The organism is Actinoallomurus liliacearum (genome assembly GCF_039542035.1).
In the GTDB taxonomy this organism is placed as follows: Bacteria; Actinomycetota; Actinomycetes; order Streptosporangiales; family Streptosporangiaceae; genus Actinoallomurus; species Actinoallomurus liliacearum.
In genome coordinates this window covers 273,962-288,441 of sequence record NZ_BAABHJ010000023.1, presented here as the reverse complement: position 1 = coordinate 288,441, position 14,480 = coordinate 273,962, and the positions used below count along the sequence as shown (strand labels likewise).

The 14,480-nt window shown below is 69.2% G+C and carries 13 protein-coding genes; 5 read left to right on the top strand and 8 right to left on the bottom strand.

The window, feature by feature from the left end; translation table 11 throughout:
* The first annotated feature begins 6 nt into the window (after nucleotides 1-6).
* The 3 genes from ABD978_RS29410 (at nucleotide 7) to ABD978_RS29400 (ending at nucleotide 2,799) form a co-directional block, all read left to right on the top strand.
* Nucleotides 7-546: an NUDIX domain-containing protein gene (locus ABD978_RS29410; RefSeq protein ID WP_345361763.1), complete on the top strand. Its 540-nt coding sequence runs from the start codon at nucleotides 7-9 to the stop codon at nucleotides 544-546.
* A 98-nt stretch (nucleotides 547-644) separates the two neighbouring features.
* Nucleotides 645-2,066: a pyridoxal phosphate-dependent decarboxylase family protein gene (locus ABD978_RS29405; RefSeq protein ID WP_345361760.1), complete on the top strand. Its 1,422-nt coding sequence runs from the start codon at nucleotides 645-647 to the stop codon at nucleotides 2,064-2,066.
* Between the two features lie 316 nt (nucleotides 2,067-2,382).
* Nucleotides 2,383-2,799, top strand: coding sequence for a hypothetical protein (locus ABD978_RS29400; RefSeq protein ID WP_345361757.1), 417 nt, complete (start codon nucleotides 2,383-2,385; stop codon nucleotides 2,797-2,799).
* A gap of 171 nt (nucleotides 2,800-2,970) precedes the next feature.
* Here ABD978_RS29400 and ABD978_RS29395 read toward each other — a convergent pair whose 3' ends face one another.
* The 6 genes from ABD978_RS29395 to ABD978_RS29370 form a co-directional block, all read right to left on the bottom strand.
* Complete coding sequence (locus tag ABD978_RS29395) at nucleotides 2,971-4,254, bottom strand: serine/threonine-protein kinase (protein WP_345361754.1); 1,284 nt, start codon at nucleotides 4,252-4,254, stop codon at nucleotides 2,971-2,973.
* Between the two features lie 59 nt (nucleotides 4,255-4,313).
* Nucleotides 4,314-5,348, bottom strand: a complete 1,035-nt coding sequence (locus tag ABD978_RS29390; protein WP_345361751.1) for a LacI family DNA-binding transcriptional regulator — start codon at nucleotides 5,346-5,348, stop codon at nucleotides 4,314-4,316.
* 88 nt (nucleotides 5,349-5,436) lie between these two features.
* The gene (locus tag ABD978_RS29385; protein ID WP_345361748.1) at nucleotides 5,437-6,864 is read right to left on the bottom strand and encodes a GH1 family beta-glucosidase; all 1,428 of its coding nucleotides are present in this window, start codon (nucleotides 6,862-6,864) and stop codon (nucleotides 5,437-5,439) included.
* Complete coding sequence (locus ABD978_RS29380) at nucleotides 6,861-7,736, bottom strand: carbohydrate ABC transporter permease (RefSeq protein ID WP_345361745.1); 876 nt, start codon at nucleotides 7,734-7,736, stop codon at nucleotides 6,861-6,863. The genes ABD978_RS29385 and ABD978_RS29380 overlap by 4 nt, the downstream gene beginning before the upstream one ends.
* Nucleotides 7,733-8,698 (bottom strand): carbohydrate ABC transporter permease, encoded by a 966-nt coding sequence (locus ABD978_RS29375; RefSeq protein ID WP_345361743.1) that lies wholly within the window; start codon nucleotides 8,696-8,698, stop codon nucleotides 7,733-7,735. Before ABD978_RS29375 ends, ABD978_RS29380 begins: the two co-directional genes overlap by 4 nt.
* A gap of 91 nt (nucleotides 8,699-8,789) precedes the next feature.
* Entirely contained in the window at nucleotides 8,790-10,103 is a 1,314-nt protein-coding gene (locus tag ABD978_RS29370; RefSeq protein WP_345361741.1) for an ABC transporter substrate-binding protein, read from the bottom strand.
* 248 nt (nucleotides 10,104-10,351) lie between these two features.
* Between ABD978_RS29370 and ABD978_RS29365 the strand changes: the two genes are divergently transcribed.
* A complete protein-coding gene (locus ABD978_RS29365; RefSeq protein ID WP_345361739.1) occupies nucleotides 10,352-10,768 on the top strand; it encodes a TIGR03668 family PPOX class F420-dependent oxidoreductase in 417 nt (138 codons plus the stop codon).
* Between the two features lie 281 nt (nucleotides 10,769-11,049).
* On the opposite strand, the gene ABD978_RS29360 is transcribed toward ABD978_RS29365, so the two are convergent.
* The gene (locus ABD978_RS29360) at nucleotides 11,050-12,132 is read right to left on the bottom strand and encodes a helix-turn-helix domain-containing protein (RefSeq protein WP_345361737.1); all 1,083 of its coding nucleotides are present in this window, start codon (nucleotides 12,130-12,132) and stop codon (nucleotides 11,050-11,052) included.
* Between the two features lie 205 nt (nucleotides 12,133-12,337).
* Complete coding sequence (locus tag ABD978_RS29355; RefSeq protein ID WP_345361735.1) at nucleotides 12,338-12,901, bottom strand: TetR/AcrR family transcriptional regulator C-terminal domain-containing protein; 564 nt, start codon at nucleotides 12,899-12,901, stop codon at nucleotides 12,338-12,340.
* 71 nt (nucleotides 12,902-12,972) lie between these two features.
* On the opposite strand from ABD978_RS29355, the gene ABD978_RS29350 reads away from it, so the two are divergent.
* Nucleotides 12,973-14,220: an FAD-dependent monooxygenase gene (locus tag ABD978_RS29350; RefSeq protein WP_345361732.1), complete on the top strand. Its 1,248-nt coding sequence runs from the start codon at nucleotides 12,973-12,975 to the stop codon at nucleotides 14,218-14,220.
* Nucleotides 14,221-14,480 lie beyond the last annotated feature (260 nt).

Here is a 14,480-nt window from a genome sequence, read left to right as displayed (position 1 = left end):
GACCGCATGATCCAGATCTCCAGTCGTGTGGTCTATCAGAACCGGTGGATGACGGTGCGGGAGGACGACATCCGGCATCCGGACGGCTCCCCCGGCATCTACGGCGTCGTGGACAAGCCCACCGCGGCATTGATCATCCCGATGGAGAACGACGGGTTCCACCTCGTCGAGCAGTACCGCTACACGCTGTCCCGCCGGTCGCTGGAGTTCCCGCAGGGCACCTGGCCGGACGACCGGGAGACGAGCGTGGAGGAGCTGGCGCGCGCGGAGCTGGCGCAGGAGGCGGGCCTGCGCGCGGCGACGCTGGAGCGCATCGGATCGTTCGGGATCGGGGTGGGGTTCACCAACCAGCGCTGCGACGTGTTCCTCGCGACCGGCCTGACGCCCGGGGACACGGCCGACCGCGACCCGGAGGAGCAGGGGATGACGCAGCGCTGGGTCGCCCGCACGGACCTGGAGCGGATGATCCGCGACGGGGAGATCGTCGACGGCTGCAGCATGGCCGCCTACACCCTCCTGACGCTGAACGGAACGGGCGGGCGATAGCCGCACGGAGGAGTCCGCGGCGCGGGAGGGCCCGGGGAAAGGCCGATCCCCACGATTGGCCATCGACACGCGACGAAGCGGCGTGATCGGCTACCCGCATGAGTCTTCCCCTCGACGACATCCACGCGACCGGCAAGGCCCTGGAACTGGTCACGGAGGCGGCCGTCCCGTACCTGGACTCGCTGTCGACCCGGCCGGTGAGCGATCCGGACACCGCGGCGTTGATCGGTGAGCTCGGCGGGCCGCTGCCCGAGCGAGGCGACGGCACCGTCGACGGCGTCGCGCGTCTGCTCCGGATCGGTACCTCCGCGGCCACCCACTCGGCCGGGCCGCGCTTCTTCCACTTCGTCGTCGGCGGCAGCACTCCCGCCGCACTCGCCGGTGACTGGATCGCCTCCCTGCTCGACCAGAATCCGGGCAACTGGGCGGCCTCCCCCTTCGGCACACAGGCCGAGACGGTGGTCCTGGGCTGGCTGAAGGACCTGTTCGGGCTCCCCGCGTCCTACGGCGGAGTGCTCACCACCAGCGCCACCTCCGCGAACTTCACGGCGCTGTCGGCGGCGCGGTTCTGGTGGGCGGAGCGGCACGGCGTGGACGTCACCACCGACGGACTGGCGGGGTTGCCGCCGATGCCGGTCTTCTCCAGCGGATACGTCCACGTGAGTACCCGCAAGGCCCTGCAGATGCTCGGCCTGGGGCGCGACACGGTGCGAAGGTTCGCCCGGGACGACGCGGGCCGGATCGACCTGCACGCGCTCGACCGGGCGCTCGCGGAGGCCGACGGTCCCGCGGTGATCGTGGCGAACGCCGGGGACGTCAACACCGGCGACTTCGATCCGATCGATGAGATGGCCGAACTCGCCGAGCGGCACGGCGCCTGGCTCCACGTGGACGGCGCGTTCGGACTGTTCGCGGCGGTGTCACCGCGGACGCGGCATCTGGTGAGCGGGATCGAACGAGCCGACTCCGTCATCAGCGACGGCCACAAGTGGCTGAACGTCCCGTACGAGAGCGGGTTCGCCTTCGTCCGGGACCCCGCGCTGCTGGGCCGGGCCTTCGGGGCGTGGGACGCGCCCTATCTGCCCGGGGAAGGGGACGAGCACGTCAACTACCAGTTCCTCGGGCCCGACTCCTCGCGTCGGGCGCGAGCCCTCCCGATCTGGGCGACGCTGCGCGCCTACGGGCGCGAAGGTCACCGGGCGATGGTGGAGCGGCATCTCGACCTCGCCGCGCACCTCGGCCGGCTCGTCGAGGAGGCCCCGGACCTGGAACTGCTCGCGCCGGTTCAACTGTGCGTCGTCTGCTTCCGTTACCGGCGACCCGACGTCACGGATCTGGACGCGCTGAACGCCCGGCTGGGTGCCGAGCTGCTCGTGGACGGGCGGGTCTTCGCCGGTACGACCGTCTACCGCGGGATGACCGCCCTCCGACCGGCGATCGTGAACTGGCGGACCACCGAGGCCGACGTCGAGCTGCTGGTCTCGATCGTCCGGGAGATCGGCGCGCGGCTCAGCGGATGACGGTGGAAAGGGGCGGCTCGCCGAGCGGCGTCTCGCCGCGGCTCGGCGGGTGAGGCTCAGAACCGCGCTGCGATGAACGACCTCAGCCCGCCCGAACGGCGTCCTCGTTCCAACGTGAAGGCACTCCGCCGTTCACTTCTTTGCAACTCCGTCGCAACCACGCCGGAACGCGCACCACGAAAGTGCATCATCCACGTGCGAGCGCCGAAAACGACCGTTGACGCGGATATCGGTCATCAGTATCTTGATTTTCGCCAAGACCGGATCAGGGTGCACTGGGCATACCTTTCCCCGGCCGCAGGCTTCAGGAGGATCCATGAAAATCAGGAGCATGGCTGCGGCCGTCGCCGTGACCGGCGCGATCGCCGGCGCCGGCGTGGCCATCGCGCCCGCCGCGATGGCTGACACGATCTGCGGATCGGGCTACACCCAGTTCTATTCGTCGAATGTCTACACTTCGGGTGGCCTGTTCGCCGGCACCGTGAAGGTCTTCGATTCTCCGAACAACTACAAGTGCGCATACTTCACGGTGAGCAGCGGCACTAAAGGCTCCGCCGGATGGGGCCACAGCGTCAATATTGAGCCTAGTTCCGGCGGAACCGCACACCACGACTCCGGCTATTACAACAGTTACGCCGGACCGGTCTACGCCGGCCCGGGCTGCGTAGACGTCTGGGCAAGCGCGTACGGGGCGGAAGACGGCTTCTTCTCCAAGTCGAACCTCTGCCATTGATCCTGCCGAGGCCCCGCCTCGAGCTTGCGTAAGGTCGGTTGGGCCGCACCACGGCCCAACCGATCTGCTTTTTCCAGACCGGCTCCAGGTCGGTGCCCAGCCGTGGATACCGGGATCGGCCGCTCGCCGAAGGGCCGGGCCGGGGTCTCCCGCATCATGGGCCGCAAGACACTAGACGGCGGGGAGTTCGCCGAGGAGCGTGTCGGCGCGGTTCTTCGTCAGGCCGCCTTCGCCGAGGCGAGTGATGATCTTCTGGCGGAGGTCCGTCAACCGCTGCCGCAGGTCGACGCGCTGACCGGCGGCGACCTCGTTCGTCAGGGTGGTGATGATGTTGTCGAGGTCGACGGCCACGTCGGAGCGGACCTCCCGGACGGCCATGCCCTCGTCCACCGTGCGCCGCATCTGGGTGAGCGCCTCGACCGTGCCGGACGGGGTCGGCGCCATCCGGGTCCGGACCCGGTGAGCCTGGGACGGTGGCGCCGGCGGTGCGGCCGCGGGCGTCGTCGACGGCGATCCGGTGGTCACGGCGCCCGGTGTGGTCGTGGGTGCGATGGGCTCCGAGGTGTGGGGAGAGGCCGAGGAGTCCGCAGGGCTGGACGGCGCGGTCAGCGCGGTCTTGGAACCGGGGTCGCCGGAGCTCAGCACGATGGCGATCACCGCGGCCGTGATCGCGGTGGCGGCGCCGGCGGCCAGCGGCACCCGGCGCCGCTGGACTGCCGGGGCGGTCAGCACCCGGGTGATCGGGTGCAGAGGCCTCCTCGGCGTGGCGGCGTCGGGGTCGACGGCGGGCTCGGCGTCCACCCCCAGTGCCCTGGCGATCTCGGCGGCGGTCGGCCGGTCCGGCGCGGAGCGGGCGACGCAGCGTGCCTGCAGGCCGCCGAGGGTCTCCCCCGGTTCGGGGCGGCGGCCCTTCACCGCCTCGAACCACACGACCCCGAGGGAGTACACGTCGGCGGAGGGCGACAGGTCGTTCTCGGGCGGCAGGTAGTCGGGCGTGCCCATCCGCGCGTCACCGGCGATGCCGAAGTCGAGGACCTTCACCCCGGACGACGTGACGAAGATGTTGGTGGGCTTGATGTCCCGGTGCACGATGCGTGCGGCGTGCGCGGCGGCCAGCGCCGAGGCGATCTGGCCGATCACCCGCTCGACGTCGGGGACCGGACGGAGGTCCGCGAGCGTCGAGCCGGTGAGCAGCTCCATCACGATGTACGGCGTGCCGTCCGACTCGCCGTAGTCGTGCACGGTGACGATGTGCGGGTGGGACAGGGCGGCCGCCGCGCGCGCCTCGTCCCGGAACCTCCTGCGGAACTCCGGGTCCCGGGCCAGTTCCGGGTCGATGAGCTTGACCGCGACCTGCCGGACCAGGACCTCGTCCCGGGCCAGCCAGACGGATGCCATGCCACCACGGCCGATCCGCTCACTGAGGCGGTACCGGCCGGCCAGAAGTGACTGCATCGGGCCAGTCTTCCCCAACTGTCGCGTTTCGCACGGCCTTTCAGTGGGAGCCGGGCCTTTCAGTGGGAGCCGGGCTTCGCGCCGCCCAGAGAGGATTCGCGGGGCACCAGATGGGTGTCCACGATGACCACGGGACGCGCGATCTCCTCGCCGCGGATGCGGGCGACCAGCAGCCGCGCCATCTCCCGGCCCATCTCCTCCAGCGGCTGGTGCACGGAGGTGAGGGGCGGGTCGGTGTGCCGCGCCGTCGAGGAGTCGTCGAACCCCACGACCGCGACCTCCCGGGGGATGTGGAGCCCGCGCTCCTTGAGCACCCGCATGGCGCCGACCGCCATGGGGTCCGAGGCCGCGAACACGGCGTCCAGCTCCGGTTCGCGGGCGAGGAGTTCGCGCATCCCACGCTCCCCGGACTCCTCGCTGAAGTCCCCCCGCACGACCGGGCCGGTGAGCCCGGCGGCGGCGAGGGCGTCGTGGTACCCGTCGAGACGGTCGACGCCCACCTGCATGTCCTGCGGGCCGCTGATCGCGCCGATCCGGCGGCGTCCCAGGCCGATGAGATGCTCGACGGCCTGCCGGGCGCCGCCCCGGTTGTCGGCGTCCACGCAGCTCACCGGCACCACGCCGACGGGCTTTCCGCCGAGCACGGTCGGCACGCCGTTCTCCTCCAGGTGGCGGGGCAACGGGTCGCCGCCGTGCAGGGAGATCAGCAGGACCCCGTCGACGTGCTGGCCGGTGAGGTAGCGCTCGAACCGCGCGTGCTCGTCCTCCGACTGGGCGATCACCAGCAGCAGTTGCAGCCCGGTGTCCGCGAGACCGGCGCTGATCCCCCGGATGATGCCGGCGAAGTACGGCTCGCCGAAGACGCGCTCCTCCGACTCCGAGACGAACAACGCGACCGTGTCCGTACGGCGGGTGACCAGGGCACGAGCCGCGCGGTTCGGGACGTACCCGAGCTCGTCGATGGCCCGCAGCACGGCCTCGCGCGCCTCCGCGCTGACCTTCGGCGAACCGTTGATCACCCGGGAGACGGTGCCACGGCCCACACCGGCCCGTGCGGCGACGGCCTCGAGGGTCGGTCGCCGCCCGCTCGTCACGTGGTCACCGGCCGAGGCATCGAGAGCGCTCTCACGCCCGACGAAAGGTCCCACGACGGCGGGCGACGCGATGGTCGGTCGACAGTGTTCACGCGCTCATTCTGCCGAGCCCGCCCTGCCCGATCACCGAGGAGTACCACTGTGCGCTGGTCTTGGGGATCCGCGCCTGGGTCAGGAAGTCGACGTAGACGAGCCCGAACCGCTTGGCGTACCCCCAGCCCCACTCGAAGTTGTCCATCAGTGACCAGGCGAAATACCCGCGCAGCGGCACGCCCGCGCTGATCGCCGTGTGGCAGGCGCGCAGGTGCGCCTCGATGTAGGCGACGCGGTCGGGGTCGTCGACCCGCGGCCCGTCGCCGTTCTCGCCCTCCGCCACGACGTCGTCGAACGCCGCGCCGTTCTCCGTCACGTACAGGGGCACGGACGGGTACTCCTCGGCGACGCGGGTGAGCACCTCGGCGAGCCCGGACTCGTCGATCTCCCAGCCCATCGCGGTGACCGGCCGGCCGACCTGGACGAAGCCGACGTGCTCGCTGCCCGGCCACGGCGAGGCCTCGGCGAACGGCGAGGTGATCGCGCGCGCCGCGCCCTCCTTGCCGGTGACGAAGAAGCGGTTGTAGTAGTTGATCCCGAGCTGGTCGACCGACCCGCCGATGATCTCCATGTCGCCGTCGTGCACGTCCGGGGCGAGGTCGCCCAGGTCGGCGATGACGTCCTCGGGGTACTCGCCGCGCAGCAGGGCGTCGAGGAAGAGGCGGTTCTGCAGCCCGTCGATGCGTCGGGCGGCGTCGACGTCCTCGGCCGCCTCGCCGGCCGGCGACACGGCGTACAGGTTGACCGACGCGCCGACGTTCCTGCCCTCCCCGCGCAGCGACTGCGCGGCGAGGCCGTGCCCGAGGAGCAGGTGGTGGGCGGCGCGTACGGACGCCCCCGGCTCGCGACGGCCCGGCGCGTGGTCCCCGGAGGCGTACCCGAGGAAGGCCGCGCACCAGGGCTCGTTGATCGTCGTCCAGTTGACGACCCGGTCGCCGAGCGCGTCGCAGACGACCTGGGCGTACTCGGCGAAGCGGTACGCCGTGTCGCGATTGGGCCAGCCTCCGGCGTCCTCCAGCGCCTGGGGCAGGTCCCAGTGGTACAGCGTCGGCCACGGCTGCACGCCCGCCTCGAGGAGGGTGTCGACGAGGCGCCGGTAGAAGTCCAGGCCCTCGGTGTTGATCGGTCCGGTGCCGTCCGGCCGTACGCGCGACCAGGAGATCGAGAACCGGTACGCCGTCAGGCCGAGGGAGGCCATCAGCGCCACGTCCTCGCGGAACCGGTGGTAGTGGTCCGTGGCGACGTCGCCGGTGTCGCCGCCGAGCACCTTGCCCGGGGTGTGGGCGAAGGTGTCCCAGATCGACGGCCCGCGCCCGTCCTCGTCCACCGCCCCCTCGATCTGGTACGCCGCGGTCGCCGCGCCCCAGACGAAGCCGGTGGGGAACCTGATCTCCGTCTCCGCGCGTGATTTCTGGATCGTCATGCCTTGACGGCCCCTTCCATGATTCCGCCGATGATCTGGCGGCCGAACACCACGAAGACGACGAACAGCGGGATGGTCGCCACGACCGTGCCGGCGAACATCAGCGTGTAGTCGTTGAAATAGGCGCTGTTCAGCAGTGCCAGGGAGTACTGCACGGTCGGGTTGTCGGGGTTCAGCACGGCCCGTGGCCAGATGAACTCGTTCCAGGTCGACATGAAGGTGAACAGCGCCAGCACCGAGGCCGCGGGCCGCAGCGCGGGCAGCACCACGCTCCAGAAGATCCGGAACGTCGACGCCCCGTCGACCCGGGCGGCCTCGATGAGCTCGTCCGGGATGGCCTGCGAGGCGTACTGCCGCATCATGAACACGCCGAAGCCCGTGACGAGGAACGGGACGATCACCGCCTGGAGCTTGCCGGTCCAGTGCAGGTGCACCATCACCATGTACAGCGGGATGATGCCCATCTGCACCGGCACCATCATCGTGGCGATGACGACCAGCAGAAGCGCGTTCTGGCCCTTGAAGCGCAGCTTCGCGAAGGCGAAGCCGGCGAGCGACGCGAAGAACACCGTGGACGCGGCGACGACGGCCGAGGCGATCGCGGAGTTGACCAGCGCCTTGGCGAAGTGCGCCTGCTCGTTGTCGAACACCCGGCGCAGGTTGTCGCCGAGGTGCTGGCCGGCGATGAACGGCGGCGGCACCGCGCCGACGACCGCGTTGGTCCGCGTGGCCACGACGAACATCCAGTACAGCGGGAACGCCGACAGGACGATCGCGAAGATCAACACGATGTACGTGAGCGGGCTGGCGGCCCACAGCCGGGCCGAGCCGGCGACGGCCTGCCGGGAGCGGCGGGCGACGGCTTCCTTCACTTGTCACCACCTCCGGCGAACCGGCGGATCAGCAGGAAATTGACCACGGAGAAGACGAGGATCAGCAGGAACAGCATCCAGGCGACCGCGGAGCCGTAGCCGTACTGGTAGCGGTTGAAGGCGTTCTCGAACATGTACATCGCCACGGTCTGCGACTGCCGCAGCGAGCCGCCGTTCATGTACCCGAAGTTGAACAGCAGCGGCTCGGTGAACAGTTGCAGGCCCCCAATGGTGGAGATGATCGAGGTGAAGATGATCGTGGGCCGCAGCATCGGCACGGTGATCCGCCAGAACTGCTGCCGCCGGGACGCGCCGTCGATCGCCGCGGCCTCGTACAGGTCGCGCGGGATCGCCTGCATGCCGGCCAGGAAGATCAGCGAGTTGTAGCCGGTCCACCGCCAGTCGACCATGGTCGAGACGGCCACCCAGGAGGCCCACCGGTTCGCCTGCCAGTCGATCTTGTGGACGCCGAAGAAGTGCAGGACCCAGTTGGCCATGCCGTAGTCGCGGCCGTACAGCTGGGTGAACACGATCGCGACCGCCGCGACGGACGTCACCAGCGGCAAGAGCACGCCCATCCGGAACAGCGTCTGGAAGCGCAGCCGCCGGTTCAGCGCGTTGGCCAGCAGCAGCGCGAGCAGCAACTGGGGCACGGTCGCGATGACGAACATGCCGAAGGTGTTGACGACGGCGTTCCAGAACTGGTCGTCGGTCATCAGTCGCGTGTAGTTGCGCAGGCCGACGAACTCGTGGCCGCCGATCATCTCCCAGCGGTGCAGGGAGACCCAGAAGGTGTACCCGAGGGGGAACAGCCCGAAGACCAGGAAGAGGATGTAGAACGGCGAGATGTAGAGGTAGGGCGAGACCTTCAGGTCCAGCCGGGAGAGCCGGGCGCGCAGGCGGCTCCGCTCGGACGGCGCGGCGCGCGGTGCGGCCGGGGCGGGCCGCAGGTCGACGGCCATGTGCGAGGTCCTTTCGTCGAAGACGGACGGGCGTGGAGACGGGCGGCGCCGGCCGACGCGTCCTGGGGAAGGCCGGCGCCACCCGCCGGTCTCAGAGCCCCGCTGCCTTCTTGGCGTCGGAGACGGCCTTGCCCCAGCCGGACGACGCGGAGAGCTTCTTCTGCGCGATCGCGCGCAGGTCCGCCTCGACCGCCTGCCGGACCTCCTGGTTGTCGGCGCCGAGGTAGACGGGCTTGAGGCTGGTCGCGGTGGCCCCGTAGATCTGGCCCACCGGGGCGTTGTTGAAGTACGGGTTGTTGAACGCCTTGACCGCCGGGTCGTTCAGCGCCTGCGGGGAGGACGGCAGGTTGTTGGCCGCCTTGAACGCGGCGATCTGGCCCTGCGGGCTGGTCAGGAACTTGACCAGTTCGGCCGCCTCCTTGGGGTGCTTGCTCTGCGTCGGCACGGCCAGCCAGGAGCCGCCCCAGTTGCCGCCGCCGCCCGGCACGCCGGCGACGTCCCACTTGCCCTGCTGCTCGTCACCGCCGTACTGCTTGATGAGACCGAGCATCCACGCCGGGCACGGCGCGGTGGCGAAGGCGTCCTTCTTGAGCGCCTGGCTCCAGGGGTCGGACAGGAACTGCACGCCGTTGGCGAGCCCGGCGTCCGACATCTTGACGGTCTCGTCGAACGCCGCCTTGACCGCCGGGTTCGACTCCATGACGAACTTGTTGCTCTGGTCGAAGTACGTCTGGTTGGACGCCTTGCCCGCCTCCTGCATGAGGATCGTGTTGTAGTAGGTCTCGGGGCTGTCGATGAACTTCGTGCTGCCGCCGATCTTCGAGGTGAACTTCTGGCCCACCTTGATGAAGTCGTCCCAGGTCGGCCAGAGCTTGGTGACCTCGTCGCGCTGCGAGGGCAGTCCCGCCTTCTTGAACAGGTCGGCGCGATAGCACAGCGACATGCTGCCCATGTCGGTGCCCAGGCCGATGAGCTTGGAGCCGTCGGGGCTCAGGCCGCCCTGCCACTTCCAGGGCACGAAGTTGCTCTGCAGCGACGACGCGCCGTACTGCTTCAGGTCCACGAACTTGTCGGGCTGGCTCTTGAACTTCACCATGATGCCCTCTTCGATCGCGACCACGTCGCCGGCGCCGGCGCCCGCCGCGATCCACTGCTGGAGCCGCGGGGTGTAGTCATCGAGCTTCGGGACGTTCCGCTCGTTGATCTTGATGTTCGGGTGCTGGGCCTGGAACTGCTTGTACAGCTCCTGGTAGCCGAAGGTGCCGAAGTCGTCGACGTTGAGCGTGATCTTCTCGCTCGAGCCGCCGGAGTCGTTCGACTTCCCGTCGTCGCTGGAGCACGCCGACGCCGCCGCGAGCGCGGCGGACAGCACGATCGCCAAGGCGCCGACTCGCCCGCGATGCATGTTGACCCTCATGACGGACCCCTCTCAGGTCGTCTCCATAAGCGGGGGGTTCTACCTGACTCCTCGGTGAGCCCGGTTCGTTCTGTGGGAGCGCTCCCACGAAGGGAAGCCGGGAGTCATGGTGGATGTCAATAGCCCGAAACATATTCGTTACGCGGCCGTCACGGCCTCCTTGCCTTCGGCGACACGGCCCCTCCGCCGCACGCCGCCTGCCGTCTCAGGCCGCTCCCCCATGGCAACCTCGAAGAATGAGGCTCCCGGAGCAGATCGCGCGCACCCGCTTCGCGTCGGCGCGCGCCGTGCGCATGGCGACCATGGACGAGACGGGGCGTCCGCATCTGGTCGTCATGACGTTCGCGGTGGACGGCGACCGGATCTACTCCGCCGTCGACGCCAAGCCGAAGCACACCCGGGACCTCAAGCGGCTGCGCAACATCCAGGCCGACCCGCGCGTCGCCGTGCTCGCCGACCACTACGAGGACGAGTGGTCCCGTCTGTGGTGGGTGCGCGCCGACGCCACGGCGCAGATCATCGAGGACCCGGAGGCCATGGCCGCGCCGATCGGCCTGCTGCGCGGGCGTTACCGGCAGTACCGCGCCCACGCCCCCGAGGGCCCCGTCATCGCCCTGACCGTCCACCGCTGGACCGGCTGGTCCGCCTCCTGACCACCCCGGCCGCCCCTGGCCGGTTTCGCTCGCACCCCGGACCAGCGAGCGGCCGGGCCGGCACAGGCCGACCCTCATCGACCCGGCGGCCGAGCGAGCCGTGCCGCGACCAGCCGGTCGTACAGTTCGAGCGGGCTCGCCGCGACGACGACCCGACTCCGACTCCTGCCCCGGACGGCGATCCACCGCCTGCCGTCCCACAGGAATCCGATGTGCGGAAACTCCGGCCGTCGCGAGGGACGACCTGTCCCCCCTCGCGTCGGCAAGCCGGACGACTCGGGCTAACCGGTTGGAAGAACTCCGATTCGCTCGGCGAGTCTGACGGCGTCGGCTTTCAGGGGACCGGTCGCAGCGCGCACCAACTCGACGGCGACTCCGCGAGTCAGCGGAGAGAACGGCACCTCTTCCGGTGACTCCAGGTAGGCGAGTTCGAGATACCGTCGGGCGTCATCCAACTGACGTCGCTGCATATGACCGGCGGCGATCTCTCCGTACAGGCGTCCTCGGCGTTCGCGGGAGGGCACCTCCTCAGGAACGATCCGCTCGGCTCGTGCGACGGCCTCGCCGAAACGACGCAGTTCCGCCGCGAGACTGACGCCGTGAATATCCACGTTCGAGGGCCCGAATATCGTCTGCGGATGGGAATATCCGCTGGGCAGATTCCGGGCGACCCGGTCGGCCGCGTCCCACTGCCGCCAAGCCTCGCCGTCCTGCCCCTGATATGCCGTACTTATCGCCATATGCAGACATAGGCTGCCATAGAGGCCAGCGGCATCCTCGTCGTTCTCCACGTGCCGCCGCAATTCGGCGGCCGCCTCTCGTACGGTACGCAGGGCCGCGTCCGCGTCGATGGACCGGAGCACATGACCATGCGTCCAGGCGCCGAACGCCAGACTTACCGGGTCGTCGGCCATTTGAGCGGAGCGCGCCGCCCGGTCGGCAATGATTCGGCCGACCTCCGGCTCGACGAGATCGACGGCGAGGTGCTGCGTCAAGCCATATGCGCTCGTTAGCGCGGCGTGGGCCCTTCGCCGTTCCACCCCTTCAAGGACGATGGTCGCCCGTTCCAGATCACCGATCAGGGCGGGCAGCACGCTCGCCACGGCCGGATGCGCCGGACCTTCCCACGCGCTGACCGGCATGGGCGTCGCCCCGTCGATCAAGTCAGAAAGATCATCGACTTTGAGCACTCGCGCCAACCGTACGAGCGCGGGAATCGAGATACCCCGCTGTCCTGCCTCGATCCGTTTCAGCCAATCAGAGGAGTAGCCGACCAGGTTCGCGACCACAGCCCGCGTCGTCCCACGCTTTTCCCGGAAGTGACGGATACGTTCGCCTGTGGTGAAGTCAGCGGGGAGATCCATGGAGTCCTCCAGGGGAAAGGAGTCCGGGAAATCAGCATATGCGGACGGCGTTGACCTACAGGACCTCCAGCGGCAAGGCCACGCCTCCCGACGGCACGCCGATCCGTACCGAGGGAGAAACTTTCTCCGCCGTCCATCCAGGACAAGAGAAGGCGACGGAACTCGTGACCGGAGAAGAGCGTTGCCGCCGCGGCTAGTGCGATGATCACGAACGTTCGTCGAGACCGTTCAGGATGAGGGCGAGGCCTCCCTCGAATGCCGACTCGTGATCGATCAGCGGCACGTCGGCCGGTAGATCCGCGCTGTCGCCGGGGTCGGTTTCTGCCTGCTCTTCCAGGACGCTGCCGACTGTGAAGCGGCTTGCGGCCAGCATCGCCATCTGCGCATCCCGCTCAGGGACGCCGGAGGCCACGAGGAAGTCCATCTTGCGGCGGATCCGGTCGAGGTCGCCGGTGGGGGTGCTGCCGGCGTGGAGCCGTGCGCCGTCCCGGCGCATCAGCAGGGTGCGCCTGAAGCTGCGTGTGTTGTCCGCGAACCAGTCGCGCCAGTCGTCGTCGGGCGTCGGCAGGGGCGCGGTCGCATGGGGTGTCATCGCCGCCTCCGCCATGGCGGCGAGGAGGTCCTTCTTGGTGCGGAAGTACCAGTAGAGGGACGGCTGCTCGACGTTCAGTCGCTTCGCCAGCCTTCTCGTGCTGACGGCGTCCAGCCCGACCTCGTCGAGCAGGTCGAGCGCCTCAGCGATGACGGCCTCGCGGTTTATCTTGGTCACGTTGACAATCTATCGCTGATAGATGACCCTGGGAAAGGAATCTTTCACCGATAGATTTAGGAGGGATGGGCATGGCGAAAGGATCGGACAAACAGCCTCTGAGGGTCCTCGTCGCCGGCGGTGGGATCGCGGGGCAGGCCCTGGCCCTCTGGCTCACCCGGGGCGGCCACCAGGTGACCGTTGTCGAACGCGCTCCGGCGCTGCGGGCCGCCGGGGCTCAGGTCGATCTGCGAGGTCAGGGCATCGAGGCCGTCAAGCGAATGGGGCTTCTCGACGCCGTCCGCGGCAAGCTTGTGGACGAGGCGGGCGTCGCCTTCATCGACGCACGCGGCAGGCCCAAGGCGACGATCATGGCCAACGCCTCGGGGAAGGGCCGGCAGACCCTCACGTCCGAGTACGAGATCATGCGCGGGGACTTGGTACGCATCCTGCACGACGCCACCAAGGACGACGCCGAGTACGTCTTCGGCGTGAGCGTGGAAGGCTTCGAGCAGGACGCCCACAAGGTCGTCGGGCACTTCTCCGATGGGTCCTCCGGCGAATTCGACCTCCTGGTCGGCGCGGACGGGCAGGGATCGCGCATCCGGCGAGCGATTCTCCCGGAGGGTCTCGACCCGTACTGGCGGGTGGGCATCCACATGGCCTACTGGTTCGTTCCGCGCATCGCGTCCGACAGCAATATCCGGGACACCTACATGATCCCGGGCGGCCGTCAGATCATGCGCCGCAGCCACAACCCGACCGAGACCCAGGTGTACTTCGTCCTACGGGAAAAATCAGAGGAAGCCTCGGCAATCCACCGAGCGCCCGTCGAGCGACAGCAGGAGTTCTGGGCGAGCAGGTTCCGCGATGCCGGATGGCAGACCGAGCGCTTCATCGAGGGCATGAAGACCAGCCCGTTCTTCTACTCCCAGGAGATCGTCCAGGTCCGCACCGACACCTGGTCGAAAGGCCGCGTGGTCCTGGCCGGTGACGCCGCGCACTGCGCCTCCCCCTACAGCGGCATGGGCATCTCCGGCGGCCTGGTCGGCGCCCACGTCCTGGCCGGAGAGATCAACCGGCACCCGGGCGACCTGCCGACCGCGCTGGCGAACTACAACCGCGTGCTGCGGCCCTTCGTCAACGAGATCCAGGGCGAAGTCAACCCGCGCCTACTGCGCCTGGGCCTGCCGATGACCCAGCGTGCGATCGATGTCTTCCAGGCCACCACCGCGCTCGCCTGCTTCCTGCACGTCCCCGACCTCGCCGCGCGCCTTTCGACGCAGGACCGCGGCGGCAACTGGCAGCTCCCCGAGAACCCGGCACTGACCAGCGTCTGAAAGCGACCACGCAGTTCGCACCAACGGCCGCCACGCCCACGCCCGACCGGCGGTGCGAACTGCGGCAGGGCGAAGGCTCCTGCCCACAGCCTTCAGCCGTAACTCCTCGCGGAACTGCTGACGTTCGGCGGTCAGCCCGCCCCCCTGTGGATACCGCATGCCTGCTTCGCCGTCGCTATGGTCACTTCGCCGTCGCTGTGGCCGGGCTTCGTCCCGATCACGCGTTTTGTCCCGTCAACGCCGCCGGCAAGGCTTTATGC